Origin of the sequence: Komagataeibacter oboediens, from assembly GCF_003207815.1 — a bacterium.
Lineage (GTDB): Bacteria > Pseudomonadota > Alphaproteobacteria > Acetobacterales > Acetobacteraceae > Komagataeibacter > Komagataeibacter oboediens.
On the sequence record NZ_NKTX01000001.1, the window covers coordinates 380,477 to 398,551 of the forward strand.

Below are 18,075 nucleotides of genomic sequence, written 5' to 3' on the forward strand. Positions count from 1 at the left end.
AACGTGATGGATCGGGTCAACGGGGCGTCCACAGTCCGGTTTGTGGAACTGTTCGGCCCGATATACGAACATTCCCCATGGATTGCCCAGCGTGCGCATGCCCATGGTCCCTTTGCCGACGGGGAGGCCATGCTGGCTGCCATGCGGCATGAACTGGACCGGGCGACGGATGCGGAAAAAATGGCGTTGATCCGTGCCCATCCCGAACTGGCGCAGCGCATGGGCGTGGATCCGACGCTGACATCCGCATCAGCGGCGGAGCAGGCATCCGCCGGGCTGGATCGCCTGACGCCAGATGAATTCACAACATTCCGCACCCTGAATGATGCCTATGCCGCAAGGTTCGGCATTCCGTTCATTATCTGCGTGCGCCGGTCGGACAAGGAAGGCATCCTGAACGGGATCCGTACCCGGCTGGACAATACGCCGGAAGAAGAACAGCAGGCCGCCCTGCGTGAAATTAACAAGATTGCCGCCCTGCGACTGGCGGATGTGCTGGCGCGGCTGGAGCAGGAACCATGAGCACCCTTTCCACCCATGTTCTTGACCTTGTTTCGGGCAAGCCCGCCGCAGGCATGGCGATCAGCCTGTGGGCAGGCCATGAATGCCTGTTCCGTGGCGTGACCAATGTGGATGGCCGCTGCCCGGAACTGGGCCAGACGACAGGGGACATGCAGGCGGGATCATACCGGCTGGAATTCGCCGTGGCGGATTATTTCCGTACGCGCGATGTCGCGTTGTCCGACCCGCCGTTCCTTGATGTCGTGCCGATTGCCTTCGGCATGGCGCAGGTAGCACCGGGGGAAAAGGGCGGGCATTACCATGTGCCGCTGCTGGTCTCGCCCTACGGATTCTCGACCTATCGGGGCAGCTGAGTAGCGTATTTGTGACAGAATAAAAGTTTTTGGGTGTCGCCTTTTTTTAAAGGCGGCGTTCTCCGAAGCCTGTTGAAAAAAGCTTCACCAGAAAACGTCTTTAATAAAAAAGGGCCGTAGCGTCTGATCCGCCACGGCCCCTTTTTTATTTCCCCATGGTGGGAGAAATGGATCAGACCAGCGCCTGCTTCAGGGCTGCAGTCAGTTCGGTCGTGGTGGCCTTGCCGCCCAGGTCACCCGTGCGCACGGCGCCCGAGGTAATGACCTTCTCGATGGCCTTGTCGATACGGGTGGCCAGATCCTGACGGCCGACATGCGCCAGCATCATGTTGGCAGCCAGCAGCAGCGATGTCGGGTTGGCCTTGTTCTGGCCAGCAATGTCGGGTGCCGAACCATGGACGGCTTCAAACACGGCGGCTTTTTCGCCAATGTTGGCACCCGGCGCAAGGCCAAGACCACCAACCAGACCGGCGGTCAGGTCAGACAGGATGTCACCAAACAGGTTGGTGGTGACAATGCAGTCATACTGCCACGGATCGGTCACCAGCTGCATGGCGCAGGCATCGACGATCCGTTCGTTCACTTCCACGCGACCTTCATATTCCTTGGCGACCTTGCGGCCTTCTTCAAGGAACAGGCCCGTCAGCAGCTTCAGGATGTTGGCCTTGTGCACCAGGGTGACGCGCTTGCGGTTGTTCTTGACCGCGTATTCAAAGGCATAGCGCACGATGCGGTTGCATTCCTTGCGCGTGGTGTAGCCTGCGCTGGTGGCGATGGCATGCGGGTCGTCACCGTAGGGAATGTAGTTTTCCATCGCCGCGTAATACCCTTCGAGGTTTTCGCGGAAGATGACGAGGTTGATGTTCTCGAAACGGCCACCGGGTACGATCGTCTTGGTCGGACGGACATTCGCGAACAGGCCGAACTCCTGACGCAGTGTCACGTTGATGGATTTGAAGCCGCCACCGACTGGGGTTGTCAGCGGGCCTTTCAGCGCAAGGCCGGTGCGGCGGATGCTTTCGATCGTTTCCTTGGGCAGCGGGCTGCCGGTGGCATCAAGAGCCGCGACACCACCAAGAGCCTTTTCCCATTTGAAGGGGGCACCAACCGCATCCAGGATCTCGGTAACGGACTGGACGATTTCAGGCCCGATTCCATCACCGGGAATCAGGGTGGCGGGAATTGTTTTTTCTGTAGACATTCTCGGACGTCTCCCTTTGTGCTTGCTACTGAAAAGCGTTTCAGCATGCACCGGCTTGGCGTACCCGGTTCGTTGCCGGGTGCCCCGTCGGAACTGGTTAAAAGTCCTAGGCCCCCCAGCCCCGCGTGACAATCGGGCCACCGGGCCATGGCCGTGGTTTTGCAGTCACATTATCCGGCGTTCAGCGGCGCGCATGCAACGCCAAGCCATGTGCGTTCCTGACTTCCCAGATGTGGGGCGATCATTTCAAAAACCCGTGCATGATAGGCGTCCAGCCAGGCAATCTCGTTTTTCTGCAGGCTGCCTGCGTCAATCAGGCGCCGGTCAAACGGCGCAAGGGTCAGCACCTCGAACTGCAGGAAGCTGCGCCCTTCCTCCGCCGTGGGGCACGGCTGGACCAGATGCAGGTTTTCCAGGCGGATGCCAAACGCGCCGGGACGGTAATAGCCCGGCTCGTTGGACAGGATCATGCCCGCATGCAGCTTTACGGGACGGAAAACGGGGGAAATGGTGGCCGGACCCTCGTGCACTGACAGGTAGCTGCCAATGCCGTGGCCGGTGCCATGGTCATAATCCAGTCCCCCTTCCCACAGGGCATGGCGGGCAAGGGCATCCAGCGCGTGGCCGGTCACACCACGCGGGAAATGCGCACGGGCAAGCGCGATATGCCCGCGCAGCACACGGGTGAAGGCGTCACGCACTTCCGCCCCCGGTGCGTCGGGCCCGGTCCAGACCGTGCGGGTAATATCGGTCGTGCCAAAGGGGTACTGGCCACCACTATCAATCAGGTACACCTCGTTCGGTTGCAGCCTGCGGTCGGTTTCGGGGGTGACGCGGTAATGGATGATGGCCCCGTTCGGGCCGGAGCCGGAAATGGCGGGGAAGCTTTCCTCGCGGTAATCCGGGCAGGCCGCGCGGAAACGGTCCAGCTGGTTCGCTGCCTCCAGTTCTGCCGTATCCGTGGCGTTTTCATCCAGCCAGTGCAGGAAACGGCAGATGGCGATACCGTCCAGCAGATGGGCGCGGCGGCTGCCGTCCTGCTCGGTTGCATTCTTGATCGCCTTGGGCATCTGGCAGGGATCGCCCCTGCGAATGACCGTGGCCCCTGCATCTTCCAGCGTCTGCATGAACCAGACGGCGTTACTGACCGGGTCCACCTGCACGCGTGCGCCAGACAGGGCGCGCAGGCTGGATTCCAGCGCATCGGGGGGGGCGATCGTGACATCCGCGCCCAGCCATTGCCGCGTGGCGTCGGAGACCTTGGCCGGATCAATCAGCAATGTGACGCGACCGGTATCATGCACGATGGCGAATGACAGGCTGAGCGGCGTGTACGGCACATCGCGGCCGCGTATGTTCAGCAGCCATGCGATCGAGGCCGGGTCGCTCAGCACCAGTGCGGCGTCCCCCGCATCGCGCAACCCGTCGGCAATGGCCGTGCGTTTGTCGTGACTGGACTGCCCGGCCCATTCCTCGGGCTGCGGCACGCAGGGCGTGCAGGGAGGGGCAGGACGGTCGAACCAGATCCGGTCAACCGGGTTGGCGGGTAGCGCCACAAGTTCCAGCTCCGCATCACTGAACGGGCGCAGCGCGCTTTCGCTGATCAGGCGTGGGTCGTAGCCGATCCGGCAGGTCGCGCCATGCCGCGCCAGCCATGTGGCGGGCGGGACCTCGCGGATATGAAGCCGTTCCCATGCAGCGGCATCGACCTGCTGGTCCATCTGGGTGATGTAGCGGCCATCGGAAAATACGGCCGCCCGGTCTGGCAGCACCGCCGCCATGCCCGCACTGCCGGTAAAGCCGGTCAGCCATGCCAGCCGTTCGGCGCAGGGGGCGACATATTCACCCAGGTGCTCATCCCCACGGGGCAGGATAAATCCGTCAACGCCCATCTGTTTCAGCACGGTGCGTAGTGCATCGGGGCGATTTGGGGCTGGGGGCATGAGCATATCCTTCGGGTGTAGGGAATCAGGCAACGGACATGATGCGGTACAGGAACAGAAGGTCCATCCACCGTCCGTATTTCGTGCCACATTCCGGCAGCAGGCCGCCATGCTGGAAGCCGAAGCGTTCATGCAGCTTGCGCGACGCGATGTTGGTGGAGGTGATGCCCGCGATCATGACATGTACCTCCGCCGCCTTCGCGCGGTCGCACAGTGCCTGCAGCAGTGCGCTGCCAATGCCACGGCGCTTGTAGGCCGGAGCGATGTACAGCGAATGTTCGACCGTGTGCCTGTAGCCGGAAAAGGGCCGGAATGTTTTCCAGCTGCTGTAACCCGCCACATGGCCATCGGGTGTTTCGGCCACCAGCACGGGAAACCCGCTGGCCTGACTGGAATGCAGCCAGTCCAGCCGGGCGGCGATGGTGGTTTCGTGGGTTTCCCACATGGATGTGCTGTTGCGGATGGCGTGATTGACGATTTCGACAATGGCGGGAATATCCGCATCCGTTGCATCACGGATCAGCAGGGGCGGCGTGTCAGCCATTGGGTTTGCGCAGGATAAGCGTGCCCCAGTCCCCTTCACGCAGGTGGCGTTCCAGTACAAGCCCATGGCGGCGATGGGCAGCCAGCACCATGCGCACCTGCGTGTTCAGCAGTCCCGCAAGGATGGCAGTGCCACCGGGCAGCAGGTTGCGCGCAAGGTCCGCCGCCATGCTGCACAGCGGGCGGGCAAGGATGTTGGCGAAGACAAGGTCATAGGGCGCATGATGACGGATGGCGGGCGTGGCCCAGCCATTGCCAAGGTGACAGTCCACCAGATTGGACAGCCCGTTCATGGCCGCGTTGCGCCGGGTCACGCGCACGGACCATGGGTCGATATCGGTCGCGAGTACGCGTTTGTGCAGCAGGGCGGCCGCGGCCATGGCCAGGATGCCCGACCCGCAGCCAAGGTCGAGGATACGCTGCGGCCTGCGATAGGCGACCATTTCCAGCGCACGCAGGCAGCCACGGGTCGAACCGTGTTCGCCCGACCCGAAGGCGACGCCGGCATCCAGCGTGATGGTGATGCGCTGGGGGCTGGTGGTGCGTTCAAGGTGCGTGCCACGGATCGCGAAGCGTTTGCCCGCAAGCTGCTCGGGAAAGGATTCGTACGTGCGGGCCAGCCAGCCTTCGGATTCCGTGTGGCTGCGGTCCAGTTCCGCATCGACGCCGCTGGTCAGCGCCGCCAGGATCAGGGCGGCGCGCAGTTCGTCTTCCCCGCTGCCGGTATCCTTGACGCCTTCCACGCGCCACAGGGTCTGGCTGTCATCGACTTCAAAGATACCGATGGTGGCGCAGACGGTGGACAGGGCGGATTCATAGGCTTCGACCGCGTCCGGCGGGACGGAGACCGATATGGTTTCCAGTTCTGTGGCGTGACGCCGGGGGGAAAGGCTCATCTATACCTGCTCAACAAATGTATCGATCACCCGCTTGGGGCCTGCTTTTTCAAACGCGACTTCCAGCCGGTTTCCCTCGACCGAGGTAATCGTGCCGTAGCCGAATTTCTGGTGGAATACACGCACCCCCACCTTCATGCCTGACGTGGCGGTGGTGGACGGGGTTACGTCATGCACGCGGCGCGACGCCACCAGCGGGAAGGGCGTGCTGCCAAACACGGCCGGACGGCCAAGGAAGCTGCGCCTGCTGTTGGATGTATCGCCGCGTGTCTCGACATGTTCCCCCGGCAGTTCCTCGACAAAGCGGCTGGGAATGGCGGACTGCCAGTTGCCATATATGCGGCGGTTGGCAGCGTGGCTGATAATCGCCAGTTTGCGCGCGCGCGTAATGCCGACATAGGCGAGGCGGCGTTCTTCCTCCAGCCCCTTCAGGCCACCTTCATCCAGCGTGCGCTGGGACGGGAAGACGCCTTCTTCCCATCCCGGCAGGAATACGGTGTCGAATTCCAGCCCCTTGGCGCCGTGCAGCGTCATGATGCTCATGCTGTCCTCGCCCGACCTGTCTTCGGTGTCCATGACAAGGGCGACATGTTCAAGGAACCCGCTGAGGTTTTCATAATCTGCCAGCGAGCGCACCAGTTCCTTCAGGTTTTCCAGCCGTCCGGGGGCATCGGGGGATTTGTCGGCCTTCCACATGTCGATATACCCGCTGTCTTCCAGCAGGTAATCAATGGCGACGACATGCCCCTCGCGCCCCAGCATGTCCCGCGTGGTGGCCAGCGTGCGCATGAGGGCGGCAAGCTGTTCCCTGGCCCGACCCTTGATATCGCCCGCGCCCAGCATTTCCAGCACGGCCGCGGTCAGCGGGATCTGGCGTTCGCGGGCGTGCATGTGCATTTTCTGCAGGCCGGTGGTGCCCACGCCCCGGCGCGGCACGTTGATGATGCGTTCGAACGCAAGGTCATCAGACGGCTGGTTGACCACGCGCATGTAGGCGATGGCGTCGCGGATTTCGGCGCGTTCGTAAAAGCGCAGGCCACCAACCACGCGATAGGGCAGGCCAAGGGTGATCAGCCGTTCCTCGAACGCGCGGGTCTGGAAGCCCGCGCGGACAAGGATGGCGATTTCCGCCATCGGGTGGCCATCGGCGCGCAGGCGCTCGATCTCGCTGCCGACCATGCGGGCTTCGTCATCCGAATCCTGTACGGAAATGACGCGGACCTTTTCGCCTTCCGCATCCTCGCGGCCGGGCTGAAGCGTCTTGCCCAGACGTTCCTCGTTATGGGCGATCAGGCCTGACGCCGCCCCAAGGATCTGCCGGGTGGAGCGGTAGTTGCGTTCCAGCCGCACGACCTTCGCCCCGGGGAAGTCGCGTTCGAAGCGCAGGATATTTTCCACTTCCGCGCCACGCCATGAATAGATCGACTGGTCGTCATCCCCCACGCAGCAGATGTTCGACGGCTGGCCGCCGCGGTGCGCCAGCAGCCGCAGCCACAGGTACTGGATGGTGTTGGTATCCTGATATTCGTCCACCAGGATATACCGGAAGAAACGGTGATACTGCGCCAGCACATCGGGGTGCCTGCGCAGGATTTCCGTCATGTGCAGCATGAGGTCGCCAAAGTCGCAGGCGTTTATCTGCCTCAGGCGCAGCTGGTAGTCGGTATAGATCTCGGCGCACCGGCCATTGGCGAAATCCGTATCCTCCGCCGCCGTAATGGCGTCAGGCACCAGCCCGCGGTCCTTCCACCGCTGGATCACGCCCATTATGGCCTGTGGCGGCCAGCGCTTGGTATCGATACGGTAGGGTTCGAGGATCTGCTTGAGCAGGCGCAGCTGGTCATCGGTATCAAGGATGGTGAAGCTGCTGGTCAGCCCGACATATTCCGCATGGCGGCGCAGCATGCGCGCGCACAGGGCATGGAACGTGCCCAGCCACAGCCCTTCCGCCGGTTCACCCAGCAGGGCGCTGACGCGTTCGCGCATTTCGCGCGCGGCCTTGTTGGTGAAGGTTACGGCAAGGATCTGGTTGGGTCGCGCCCGGCCCGACAGCAGGATATGCGCGAACCGCGTTGTCAGCACCCGCGTCTTGCCCGTGCCCGCGCCGGCAAGAACCAGAAGCGGACCATCGGTGGTCTCGATCGCGGCCCGCTGTTCGGGATTGAGGCGGTTCAGGTAATCCGGCGCGCGGCCGGTTGGGATAAGGCTGTCCATCACGGTATCTTCTATAGCAACCCCGGCGCGGGGGAACCAATGCTATCAGTCGTGGCCAGGGGGAAATGCGGTGGGAAGCAGGGACGGCATGAAAACGGGTACGGGACCGGGCGGCCACAGGGCACGCATGCGCAGGCGCATCCGCACGGCGGGCGCGCATTCGCTGGCGGATTATGAACTGCTGGAAGTGCTTCTGTTCGCGGCCGTGCCCCGGCGCGATACCAAACCACAGGCCAAGGCGCTGCTGGCCAGCTTCGGCAGCCTGGAGGCCGTGCTGGACGCCACGCCCGCCGCATTGCGCGCGGCGGGGCTGGGGCCGCGTGGGGTGGCGGTGCTGGGGTGTCCCGCGCGTGTCGCGTGGCGTCTGGCCCATCCCGACCTGCGTGCGCAGGTGATGTTTACGGACATGACGGCGGTACTGGACTATTGCGACCGGCTGCCGGTGCATGAAACTGATGGGTGGCGGGTGTTCTACCTGGATTCCGTGCGGCATGTGCTGGCCGACGAGGTAACGGCCACCGGCCAGCCTGCCGACATGTGCCGTGCGGTGCTGGCGCGGGCACTGGAACTGCATGCCGTCTCCCTTGTCGCGGTCAGGGACATGGGCCGGCAGGCCCCGCCGGAGGGCGGCAGTCCTGCAGACCTGCGTTTCGGCCGCATGCTGCATACCCATGCCCGCCTGCTGGGCCTGACCCTGCATGACTGCGTGCTGCGCGGCGGCGGAACCAGCACCAGCCTGCGGGCCATGATCGTGGCCTAGGCAGCCTGTCAGGCGTGGGGATGGGCCTCGGCTGCGGCAAACTGCTGGCGGATGGCGTCCAGCAGTTCGGATGGCTGGCTGACCAGCGCGTCCGCGCCTGCCTGCGTCAGTTCCTCCCGCGTGCCATATCCCCATAGTACGCCCAGGGCGCGGACGTGGTTGGCATGGGCGCCGCTTATGTCAAAACGTCGGTCGCCAATCATTAGCGCGTCCTCGCGGCGAATGTCATGTTCGCGCAGCACGGCGGCGATCAGTTCGGGCTTTTCGGCGCCGCTGTCATCCGCGCGGGCGCCGGACAGGCCATCAAAATACTGCACGAGATTGCGCAGGTGCAGGATTTTGCGCGCAAGATGGCGTGGCTTGGATGTCGCGACAAACAGCCGCACGCCCTCCGCCGACAGGGTCTCGATCACGTTGCGCATATGTTCGAAGACCGGGCTTTTGTGCATGCCTTCCGATTCGTAGTGCTTGCGGTAAAGCGCCATCGCTTCCTGCACCCGGTCATCGCCATAATGGGCGAGGATATGGGCGATCAGTTCCTCCAGCGGTGGGCCAACCACCCATGTCAGGTCAACTGACATGTCGGGTTCATGCCCGAGGTCACGCAGCACGGCATAAATGGACTCTACAATACCATCGCGGGACCGCACGATGGTTCCGTCCAGGTCAAAAAGTACGGTATGGTTCTTGTGAAGCAGCATGCAGGTTCATAACCTCCTTAGTCCTGAACACATCATGCATCATTCCGGGCGGCCTTGTCCTGAAATTGTTGGGAAATTCCCGTTTTGTCCGAACACAGGCAGTACGCGCCGGTCACGTTACCCCTTGGGGGCGGCATAAGCCGGGCGGATGACCATACCTTTCTGCAGGATCTGATCCGCACACTGGACACCACCCACTCCGCGCCGGACCGGCTGGCTGCCAGCTTTCTGGCGCATTTTGGTTCGGCGGGCATGGCGCTGTCGGCGCATGTGGGGGGACTGGATGAAGTGGCGGGACGGGAAACCGCGCTACCGCCGCTGCTTGCAGTGGCGCGGGAGGCGGCGCTGCGCCTGTTCCGCGCCCGCGTGCGCCGCACGGACGTGCTGGCGGGACGCGCGGGGCTGGAGGCCTACCTGCAGGCCTGCATGGGCCATGAAGTGATCGAGCAGTTCCGGGTGCTGTTCCTTGATGAAGGCTTCCGCCTGCTGGCCGATGAACTGATGGGGACCGGCACGGTCAACCATTCGCCGGTTTACCCGCGTGAGATCATGCGTCGCGCCCTGGCGCTTGGGGCAAGGCTGCTGGTACTGGCGCATAACCACCCCGCGGGACAGCCGGAGCCGTCGCCCGCCGATATCGAAATGACGCTGCGCATCGCCCAGATCGGTCGGATCATGCAGGTCACGGTCCATGACCATATCATCGTGGGCAATGGCCGCACCCACAGCTTCCGCGAGGCGGGGCTGCTGATCTAGCTATGTGGCGTCCATCGGGCGCGCCAGCGGGCCAAGTGCGGCCTTTACGCCGAATTCCCCCGGCAGCGCACCCTTTGGGAACAGGACGTTCACATGCCCCATCTTGCGCCCCGGACGGGCTTCCGCCTTGCCGTAATGGTGGGCCAGCAGGCCGGGTGTCGCCACGATTTCAGGCCACAGGGCCATGTCATCGGGGCCGATCAGGTTTTTCATGACGGCGTCGCTGTGACGGCTGGCCGGGGGCAGGGGCAGGCCGGTTACGGCGCGCACGTGCATTTCAAACTGGTCCACGGGGCAGGCATCCATGGTCCAGTGTCCCGAATTGTGGGGCCGGGGCGCGATTTCATTCACGCGCAGGCTGCCATCACGGTCCACGAACATTTCAACCCCCAGCAGGCCGGTCAGGTCCAGCGCCGAGGCGATGCGCCGGGCAAGATCGCGCGCCTGCGCCGCAAGTTCGGGCACGATTCGGGCCGGGGCCAGACTGATATCCAGAATACCGTTGCGATGGCGGTTTTCGGTTACGTCAAAGGTGACGATATCGCCGCGTGCGTTGCGGGCGACCATCACGCTGATCTCACAGGCAAAGCGCACCATGCCTTCAGCCACCAGTGGATGGGGGCGCAGGCCGTCGAACGCGGCGTCCAGACCGTCCGCGTCATGGATTCGGACCTGTCCCTTGCCATCATAGCCAAGGCGCGTGGTCTTGAGGATGAAGGGATAGCCCAGTGCCTGCGCCGCCCTGTCCAGATCGGCGCGGTCGTGCACCCCCCGCCACGGGGCCACCGGAATATCGTTTTCCGCCATGAAGGTCTTTTCGGCGATCCGGTCCTGACTGATCCGCAGGATATGGCCTGCGGGATGGACCGGTCGGATGCTGGACAGCAGGTCCAGCCCGTCGGCGCTGATATTTTCGAATTCAAAGGTGATGACATTCACCGCATCGGCAAAGCGACGCAGGGCGTCATGGTCGTCATACCGGCCGAGGGTGATGGCATGGGCCACCTGCGCCGCCGGGCCATCGTCTTCCGTCGTCAGGATATGGGCACGATAGCCAAGACGGGCTGCGGCAATGGCCGACATGCGGCCCAGCTGCCCGCCCCCGACAATGCCAAGGACCGAACCGGGAGGAAGCTGCGTCATCGCACAGGTTCCTGCGCCACGGCAGCGGTCTGTTTCGCCCGCCATGCCGCCAGACGTTCCCCGAGGGGGGCATCCGACAGGGCAAGGATGGACGCTGCCAGAAGGGCGGCATTGGTTGCCCCCGCCTTGCCAATGGCCAGCGTACCCACGGGAATGCCGCCGGGCATCTGCACGATGGACAGCAGGCTGTCCATGCCCTTCAGCGCATGGGATTCGACCGGAACGCCCAGTACCGGCAACGCCGTCCATGCCGCGCACATGCCCGGCAGGTGCGCCGCCCCCCCCGCACCGGCAATTATGACCGACAGGCCACGTCCCTGTGCCGATTTCGCATACTCCGCCAGTCGGTCGGGCGTGCGGTGGGCGGACACGATGCGCACCTCATGCGCGATATCCAGCGCGTCCAGCACGGCGGTGGCATGGCGCATGGTTTCCCAGTCGGACTGGCTGCCCATGATCAGCCCCACGCGCGGGGATTTCGTGCCGGAGGACGGAAGGGGGGGGTGGCTCACGATTGAAATACTCTTGTCTGGGTATCAGGCGATACTGTCGGGGATCATGCGGCTTTCCAGCCACGTGATCTCGTCCTTCAGCAGCAGCTTGCGCTTTTTCAGCCGCTGTAGCTGCAACTGGTCCGTTACCTGCAGGGCCATGCGGCTTATGACCGTATCAAGGTCACGGTGTTCGCTGCGCAGTTCGTGCAGCTTGCGAAGGAGGGTGTCCCGGTCTGTCAGCATGGCGGCTCATCTTTTAGGTGGACATGTCGTATCCTAAGCATATCCGCGGCAAAAGGCGAAATGCCCGGCATGCCCCCCGGGGGCTGCAATTTTAGCATGGAAATTGCCGCACGGTCTGGTCTAGCCTGATCGGGTTGTAGCAAAGACGCTGGAGGGTTCCATGTCGTACGAAGCACGTATCAACAGCCTCAAAACCCGTCATGCGCGGCTTGATGCCCGCATTTTCGATGAAGACCGCAGGCCCATGCCCGATGAGGGCGCCCTGCGGCGGCTCAAGCTTGAGAAACTTCGTGTGAAGGAGGAAATCGAGCGTCTGGCCCGGCTGGGCTGACACCGTTCCTGCCGCCCGGCGGGCCGGGCGGCAGGGGCCGGGTCAGATTCCGTGTTCGCTGTCGTCGTCCAGTTCCAGCGGCGGCGGCACGGCTTGGCCTTCGCGCGCCAGACGTTCGTTGGCGGCGGCCACCATGGCGTTCAGGTCCGTCTGGCTGCACAGGCCCAGTGTCACCGGGTCGCGCGGCTTGATGTTCGCGCTGTTCCAGTGCTGCTTGGTGCGCACCTTTTCAATGGTGTCCTTGGTCGTGCCCAGCAGCTTGCTGGTCTGCTGTTCCGACAGCTGCGGGAAATTGCGCAGGATGAAGGCAATCGCGTCCGGCCGGTCATTACGTTTGGCAACCGGGGTATAGCGCGCGCCCTTGGACCGGCGGTTGATCGGGTTGGCCGGCGGCAGGATCTTGAGCCGGGATTCCGGGTCCTTTTCGCAGCGGTCGATTTCCGCCTGGGTCAGCTGGTGGTTGGCAATCGGGTCATAGCCCACGATTCCCTGTGCAACTTCCCCATCGGCAATGGCCTGTACTTCCAGGGGGTGCATTCCACAGAAATCGGCAATCTGGGTAAAGGTCAGCGCCGTCTTTTCAATAAGCCACACGGCGGTTGCCTTGGGCATTAAGGGCAGGGCAGTCATTCTCAGGTCCTACAGCGTGTGGCGCCACACGCAGGCACCTGAAAGGGTGTTTGAAACAGCCCCCTAGCGAAGTGGGGGCCGTGCGTACCTGCTGGCGCGCCAGAAACAGAAAACACTCGTGGAAGTGATATGACGGTTGCGGACCGTAAAGGTCAAGACTTCAATCCACCCACTCGGGATGTTTCGCATCAATAAAAACAGGGGCAGGCCAATGGCCCGCCCCTGCGGTAAAATATGGTGAAGGTGGAATTTTACGCGGCCTGCCGTGCGGGCTGCGGGGCAGGTGTCGCGGTGGTCCGGGCCGCAATCTGCCCGTCCATTTCACCGGTTGCGGGTGCAGGTGCGTCGCCTGACGCATCACTGCCCGCCATGGCCTGCCCCGATGAAATGGGAATACGACGCGGCTTGAGCGCCTCAGGCATGATCTGGCGTACGGCAATGCGAAGCAGTCCGTTGGTCAGGTCAGCCTTTTCCACCACTACATGATCCGCCAGCACGAACCGGCGTTCAAAGGCACGCGTGGCAATGCCGCGATACAGCATTTCCCGGCCCTGCGCATTGTCACTGACGCGACCTGACACGATCAGGGTATTGTCCTGCACCGTCAGTTCAATGTCATCAGGGCCGAAGCCTGCGACCGCCATTGTCAGGGTATACTGGGCGTCGGACAGTTTTTCGATATTGTAGGGGGGATAGGACGGACTGACCGGGTTCTGTGTCGCCGTATCGACAAGCTGGGCCAGACGGTCGAATCCTATGGCACTGCGAAACAGTGGCGCGAAATCATAAGCCATGTTTGAAACCTCCATGAAGCAAGGTCTGTCGTCTTGCGGCCCCTCGACTGAGCGGACCACGATTTTCGGGTGATGCGCATGGACCCGCGTGGGCGTCCGGCGCATCCCAGACATGGGAATGCCCGGCCCCCTGTTCAAGGGACCGGGCATTTCCATAAACTTCAGACCTGTTCGGGAGGGCGGGGTAATCAGCCCTTCTTGCGCTGGCCCAGTGCACCGAACTTCTTGTTGAACTTGGCGACCTGGCCCCCGGTGTCCATCATGCGCTGCACGCCGGTCCAGGCCGGGTGGGACTTCGGGTCGATGTCGAGACGAAGCGTGTCGCCAGCCTTGCCGTAGCAGGAGCGGGTCTTGTACTCGGTGCCATCGGTCATGATGACATTGATTTCGTGATAGTCGGGGTGGATGCCGGATTTCATTTCAAACACTTTCGCGCTGGGCCCACCGATGCCGACCGGGGGCGTTGTATCGGCAGGCGTATAGACGACAAGCACCGGCAAGATCAACACCCGATGGCAAGAAAAGCCGGTTCCCCGGGTTTGCCGCCATGGTGTTACCCGCTTGCATCATATGGCGCGGAATGAAAAAGCGATATGACGATATATGGTCGTCATGATGTCGGGATGTTGCTAGAGCTAGGGCATCTTCTATTAAATAAAGGATTGGCATCCATGGCGAAACTGCCGGATCACGTGCCCGAACTGCACGTCGAGGATATTCATGTACCCGGTTGGCTGGGGGAATTCCGCGCATTCCTGATGCGTGGCAATGTGGTTGATCTGGCGGTCGGTGTGATTGTTGGTGCCGCGTTCACCGCCATTGTGAACAGCCTTGTGAAGGACGTGTTCACGCCGGTGCTGGGCCTGTTGATCGGTGGTATCGACTTTACCAACCTGTTCATCACCCTGCGCGGTCCGCACATGGCAACACTGGCCGACGCGCAGAAGGCCGGGGCGGTCACGATCAATATCGGCCTGTTCCTGAATGCCGTGATCCAGTTCATCATCATCGGTTTCGTGATTTTCTGGGTTGTGAAGGCCATCAACCGCCTGACGGTGAAGAAGGAGGCCGAAAAGCCCACGACCCCGCCCGCACCGCCGCGCAACGAAGTGCTGCTGCAGGATATCCTCGATGTGCTGAAGGCGGAAGCGGCCCAGAAGCCGGCGGCACCCGCGCCCAAGGCCTGATCCAGATATATCAGACTGCGACAGGGCAGGACGGGCACCCGATCGGGTGCCCGTTTTTTTTGGCGTATCCATGACCGCCCTTGTGCGGGGGGACGGGACTGCCCAATATCCCCCGGTATGGTGAAGGGCTGGCTTATGACTGATATTACACGACATGTGCGCCGGGGGCTGCTGGCCCTGTCCATGGCGGCTGCGCTGGCGGGGTGTCACAGCACCCCACGGCAGGACATGTCGCACCTGTCGGCTCCGGCACAGGATTACCTGCTGATCACATCCTATTTCATGGCCGAAGGGGGCATGGTCAGCCGCCTGCAGGATGGCGGCCTGTCGGGCCAGCAGGTGTATGACATGGCGACCGCGCTCAAATACGGCAAGAGCATGCTGCTCGCTGCCCTGACCAAACCCTCGGGCAGGGCGCGCCGCGATGGCCAGCGCGCGGTGGAACTGATGATCGCGTGCACCAACCAGCCCGATCCGTCCACCTTCCCCGGCGGAACACCGGCCCGCTGCCTGCCGGCTGGTTTTGTAGGGCCGGATGCAAAAAAGGGGCAGGCCCGGCCGCAATCGGCCACGCCCACCCCCGGCAGGTAAGATCGCCTCCGCTCCTCACGCATTCCGACGTGTGGCAGCGGTGGCTGATTACGTGCGCGTGGGCGGCCGTGCGTCGCGGCGCAGGCGCTTTTCTCCCATCAGCAGCAGCAGTGGTGCCGCGATGAAGATGGAGGATGACGTGCCCACCACGATCCCGAACAGCATCACCCACGCAAAGCCCGACAGGCTGGCGCCGCCAAACAGTGCCAGCGGCAGGGCGGCAAGGAACACGGTCGAGGACGTGCCCAGTGTGCGGCTGAGGGTTTCGTTGATCGACAGGTCAATCAGTTCCGCCAGCGGCATGGTGCGGTATTTGCGCAGGTTTTCACGCACGCGGTCATAGACCACTACCTTGTCATTGGTGGAATAGCCAAGGATGGTCAGGATGGCGGCCACCATGACCAGGTCGAATTCAAAATGCGTGATGACCAGAAAGCCAATGGCCTTGGTCAGGTCCAGGATCAGCGTCACCACCGCGCTGACCGCGAACTCCCATTCAAAGCGGAACCAGATGTAGGCCAGGATCATCAGCAGGCTGATGCCAAGGGCCAGCATGCCGTTACGGAACAGTTCCCTTGATACCGAAGCGCCCACCGCATCCGCACGCAGCACCTGCGCGCCGGGCAGGGTGCCGATGGCATGGCGCACGGAATCGACCATGGCCTGCGTGCGCGCTTCATGGTCGGGTTCGCTGTCCGGTGGCGTATCAAGGCGGATCAGCACGTCATCCGGCCCGCCGAAGGACTGCACGCCCGCCGCAGAGACATGCTCGGCTGCAAGTGCTGCACGGATGGCGTTGAAATCCGCCGGTCCCTGCGTGCGCGCTTCCACCACGATGCCGCCACGGAAATCCAGACCCAGCGTCAGGCCGGGGTGGAAGAACAGGATCAGCGAGGCAATGGACAGCACTGCCGATGTCGCAAGCCCGATAAAGCGGCCGCGCATGAAGTTGATTTTCGTGCCACGCGGCACGAACCGGAGAAGGGGACGATCAAACATCATTCGGCGCGCCTCAGACCGGCAGGGCGCTGGGGCGCGTGCGGGCATACCAGCGCACCATCAGCATCCGGGATAGGAGAAGGGTGGTGAAAAGGGTGGTCACGATACCGATCGTAATGGTCAGTGCGAAGCCGCGTACCGGCCCGGTCCCGAAAACGAACAGCATGACATGCGCCAGCAGGGCGGTGGCGTTACTGTCCACGATCGTGCCGGTCGCGCGCTCAAAGCCTGCCTGCATGGCCTGCAGCGCGCTGCGGCCGCGGGCCACTTCCTCGCGGATGCGTTCGTTGATCAGGATGTTCGCATCCACCGCCATGCCCAGGGTCAGCAGCATGCCCGCCATGCCCGGCAGGGTCAGCGTCGCCTCGAACAGCGACAGGATGGCCGTCATCAGCACCAGGTTGGCCAGCAGGGCAATGTTCGCGTACCACCCGAACCGGCCATAGAACAGCGCCATGAACGCGATCACCAGCACGAAACCGGCGGCAAGGCTGTAGCCGCCCGCCCGGATTGAATCCGCCCCCAGCGACGGGCCGATGGAACGCTGTTCGATCACGTTCAGCGGTGCAGGCAGTGCCCCCGCGCGCAGCAGCAGCGCCATATCGGTCGCCTGCTGGGCACTGAACCCGCCGGTTATCTGCCCGCTGCCGCCGGTAATGGCGGTGCGGATGACCGGGGCCTCGATCACCTTGTTATCCAGCACGATGGCGAAGCGCTTGCCCACGTTGGCGCGGGTGACGTCACCAAATTCCTGCGCGCCGGTCGAATCGAAGGTAAAGTTCACCGCCCATTCGCCGCTCTGCTGGTCAATCGAGGCGCTGGCGTTGGTCAGGTCCGCGCCATCCACATCCACGTGCGAGAAGACCGGCAGCTTGCTCTGCCCGTCGGTCATGGGCAGCAGTTCCACGCCCGGCGGCGGCACGGAGGACCCGATGGCAGAATCCGCAACCAGGTGGAACGTCATCTTCGCCGTGGTGCCCAGCAGGTTCTTGACCCGTTCGGGGTCACTGATACCGGGCAGTTCGACAATGATCCGGTCATCGCCCTGGCGGGTGATTTCGAGGTCGATGGCACCGGTCGCGTCGATACGGCGGCGCACGATCTCGATCGACTGTGTGACCGCGTCATAGGAGCGCTGGCGTGCGGCTTCTTCTGACAGGGTGAGGGTGATCTGGCCCCCCTCGGCCTGTTCAACCCTGAATTCGCCCGGCACGTTCATCGGCATGGCGCGCAGCGCCTTGATGTCGGGCTGGGCCTCTTCGGGCGTGCGGGGCGTGAACGTCACGCCATGCGCGCTGGTGGTCAGGTTGCGGTATCCCAGCGAATTCTTCAGCAGGGTCTGGCGGGTTTCGTCCTGCAGTCCGCGCAGCCGGTCGGCTGTCACGCTGTTCATATCGACCTGCAGCAGCAGGTAGGACCCGCCCCGCAGGTCAAGGCCCAGGTGGATCTGCCGCCACGGCAGGGACGCCATGGGCTGGCGGATGACATTGGGCAGGCACAGCGCCAGCCCGATCAGACATACGCCAATGACCGAAGCCATTCTGAGCCGACTGTAATACATCATGACTTGATGGAAAGCTCCCTACGCCCGGCATGATCAGTGTATCGCGTGTGCGAAAATCAGTGGCGGGAACATGCCGGTCCGCGCCCGATGATGCAACCGCTGATCCGCCAGCCAGCCCGCATCCGTTGCCGTTTTGCCGCAATTCGCACGGCCCGTCATGCCGCGCGTGCGCCCGGCGGGGGTGGGCGCATGCGTGGCTGGCTGCTAATC

General features: G+C 63.1%; 21 protein-coding genes. 7 read left to right on the forward strand and 14 right to left on the reverse strand.

Features of this window, described 5'->3' with window-relative positions:
• Positions 1-6: 6 nt before the first annotated feature.
• Together uraD and uraH are read left to right on the forward strand one after the other, a co-directional pair.
• Positions 7-522, forward strand: coding sequence for a 2-oxo-4-hydroxy-4-carboxy-5-ureidoimidazoline decarboxylase (gene uraD, locus CFR80_RS01655; protein ID WP_010514356.1), 516 nt, complete (start codon positions 7-9; stop codon positions 520-522).
• Positions 519-875 carry a hydroxyisourate hydrolase gene (uraH, locus tag CFR80_RS01660; protein WP_010514357.1) on the forward strand — a complete coding sequence of 119 codons (357 nt, stop codon included), beginning with the start codon at positions 519-521 and terminating at the stop codon, positions 873-875. Before uraD ends, uraH begins: the two co-directional genes overlap by 4 nt.
• A gap of 172 nt (positions 876-1,047) precedes the next feature.
• On the opposite strand, the gene CFR80_RS01665 is transcribed toward uraH, so the two are convergent.
• The 5 genes from CFR80_RS01665 to CFR80_RS01685 form a co-directional block, all read right to left on the reverse strand.
• On the reverse strand, positions 1,048-2,076 hold the full coding sequence (locus tag CFR80_RS01665) for an isocitrate/isopropylmalate dehydrogenase family protein (protein WP_010514358.1): 1,029 nt from the start codon (positions 2,074-2,076) through the stop codon (positions 1,048-1,050).
• Between the two features lie 170 nt (positions 2,077-2,246).
• A complete protein-coding gene (locus CFR80_RS01670) occupies positions 2,247-4,019 on the reverse strand; it encodes an aminopeptidase P family protein (RefSeq protein ID WP_029329457.1) in 1,773 nt (590 codons plus the stop codon).
• Between the two features lie 25 nt (positions 4,020-4,044).
• A complete protein-coding gene (locus CFR80_RS01675) occupies positions 4,045-4,563 on the reverse strand; it encodes a GNAT family N-acetyltransferase (RefSeq protein ID WP_010514360.1) in 519 nt (172 codons plus the stop codon).
• Positions 4,556-5,458, reverse strand: coding sequence for a 50S ribosomal protein L11 methyltransferase (locus CFR80_RS01680; protein WP_010514361.1), 903 nt, complete (start codon positions 5,456-5,458; stop codon positions 4,556-4,558). Before CFR80_RS01680 ends, CFR80_RS01675 begins: the two co-directional genes overlap by 8 nt.
• Entirely contained in the window at positions 5,459-7,672 is a 2,214-nt protein-coding gene (locus CFR80_RS01685; protein WP_010514362.1) for an ATP-dependent helicase, read from the reverse strand.
• Positions 7,673-7,760: 88 nt separating this feature from the next.
• On the opposite strand from CFR80_RS01685, the gene CFR80_RS01690 reads away from it, so the two are divergent.
• Positions 7,761-8,432 (forward strand): JAB domain-containing protein, encoded by a 672-nt coding sequence (locus CFR80_RS01690; protein WP_010514364.1) that lies wholly within the window; start codon positions 7,761-7,763, stop codon positions 8,430-8,432.
• 8 nt (positions 8,433-8,440) lie between these two features.
• Here CFR80_RS01690 and CFR80_RS01695 read toward each other — a convergent pair whose 3' ends face one another.
• Positions 8,441-9,133 carry an HAD hydrolase-like protein gene (locus tag CFR80_RS01695; RefSeq protein WP_010514366.1) on the reverse strand — a complete coding sequence of 231 codons (693 nt, stop codon included), beginning with the start codon at positions 9,131-9,133 and terminating at the stop codon, positions 8,441-8,443.
• A gap of 84 nt (positions 9,134-9,217) precedes the next feature.
• Between CFR80_RS01695 and CFR80_RS01700 the strand changes: the two genes are divergently transcribed.
• On the forward strand, positions 9,218-9,889 hold the full coding sequence (locus CFR80_RS01700; RefSeq protein WP_110507043.1) for a JAB domain-containing protein: 672 nt from the start codon (positions 9,218-9,220) through the stop codon (positions 9,887-9,889).
• On the opposite strand, the gene CFR80_RS01705 is transcribed toward CFR80_RS01700, so the two are convergent.
• Genes CFR80_RS01705 through CFR80_RS01715 form a run of 3 tightly spaced genes read right to left on the reverse strand, consistent with a single transcriptional unit; the run spans position 9,890 to position 11,769 of the window.
• Positions 9,890-11,032, reverse strand: a complete 1,143-nt coding sequence (locus CFR80_RS01705) for a 5-(carboxyamino)imidazole ribonucleotide synthase (protein ID WP_010514368.1) — start codon at positions 11,030-11,032, stop codon at positions 9,890-9,892. It lies immediately after the preceding gene.
• Positions 11,029-11,544 carry a 5-(carboxyamino)imidazole ribonucleotide mutase gene (purE, locus tag CFR80_RS01710; protein ID WP_110507044.1) on the reverse strand — a complete coding sequence of 172 codons (516 nt, stop codon included), beginning with the start codon at positions 11,542-11,544 and terminating at the stop codon, positions 11,029-11,031. Before purE ends, CFR80_RS01705 begins: the two co-directional genes overlap by 4 nt.
• A gap of 24 nt (positions 11,545-11,568) precedes the next feature.
• Entirely contained in the window at positions 11,569-11,769 is a 201-nt protein-coding gene (locus tag CFR80_RS01715; RefSeq protein WP_010514370.1) for a DUF465 domain-containing protein, read from the reverse strand.
• Positions 11,770-11,929: 160 nt separating this feature from the next.
• On the opposite strand from CFR80_RS01715, the gene CFR80_RS01720 reads away from it, so the two are divergent.
• On the forward strand, positions 11,930-12,100 hold the full coding sequence (locus CFR80_RS01720; RefSeq protein WP_010507586.1) for a YdcH family protein: 171 nt from the start codon (positions 11,930-11,932) through the stop codon (positions 12,098-12,100).
• Between the two features lie 42 nt (positions 12,101-12,142).
• Here the strand turns inward: CFR80_RS01720 and CFR80_RS01725 are convergent, their stop codons facing one another.
• The 3 genes from CFR80_RS01725 to rpmE form a co-directional block, all read right to left on the reverse strand.
• The gene (locus tag CFR80_RS01725) at positions 12,143-12,730 is read right to left on the reverse strand and encodes a DUF1013 domain-containing protein (protein WP_029329459.1); all 588 of its coding nucleotides are present in this window, start codon (positions 12,728-12,730) and stop codon (positions 12,143-12,145) included.
• A gap of 251 nt (positions 12,731-12,981) precedes the next feature.
• Positions 12,982-13,524, reverse strand: coding sequence for an Hsp20 family protein (locus CFR80_RS01730; RefSeq protein ID WP_029329460.1), 543 nt, complete (start codon positions 13,522-13,524; stop codon positions 12,982-12,984).
• Between the two features lie 188 nt (positions 13,525-13,712).
• Positions 13,713-13,943: a 50S ribosomal protein L31 gene (gene rpmE, locus CFR80_RS01735; RefSeq protein WP_010514374.1), complete on the reverse strand. Its 231-nt coding sequence runs from the start codon at positions 13,941-13,943 to the stop codon at positions 13,713-13,715.
• Between the two features lie 252 nt (positions 13,944-14,195).
• Between rpmE and mscL the strand changes: the two genes are divergently transcribed.
• Positions 14,196-14,711, forward strand: coding sequence for a large conductance mechanosensitive channel protein MscL (gene mscL / locus CFR80_RS01740; protein ID WP_010514375.1), 516 nt, complete (start codon positions 14,196-14,198; stop codon positions 14,709-14,711).
• Positions 14,712-14,846: 135 nt separating this feature from the next.
• On the forward strand, positions 14,847-15,302 hold the full coding sequence (locus tag CFR80_RS01745; RefSeq protein ID WP_029329461.1) for a hypothetical protein: 456 nt from the start codon (positions 14,847-14,849) through the stop codon (positions 15,300-15,302).
• A 48-nt stretch (positions 15,303-15,350) separates the two neighbouring features.
• Here CFR80_RS01745 and secF read toward each other — a convergent pair whose 3' ends face one another.
• The gene (secF, locus tag CFR80_RS01750; RefSeq protein WP_029329462.1) at positions 15,351-16,301 is read right to left on the reverse strand and encodes a protein translocase subunit SecF; all 951 of its coding nucleotides are present in this window, start codon (positions 16,299-16,301) and stop codon (positions 15,351-15,353) included.
• A gap of 13 nt (positions 16,302-16,314) precedes the next feature.
• Positions 16,315-17,865 (reverse strand): protein translocase subunit SecD, encoded by a 1,551-nt coding sequence (gene secD, locus CFR80_RS01755; protein WP_110507045.1) that lies wholly within the window; start codon positions 17,863-17,865, stop codon positions 16,315-16,317.
• Between the last annotated feature and the right edge of the window lie 210 nt (positions 17,866-18,075).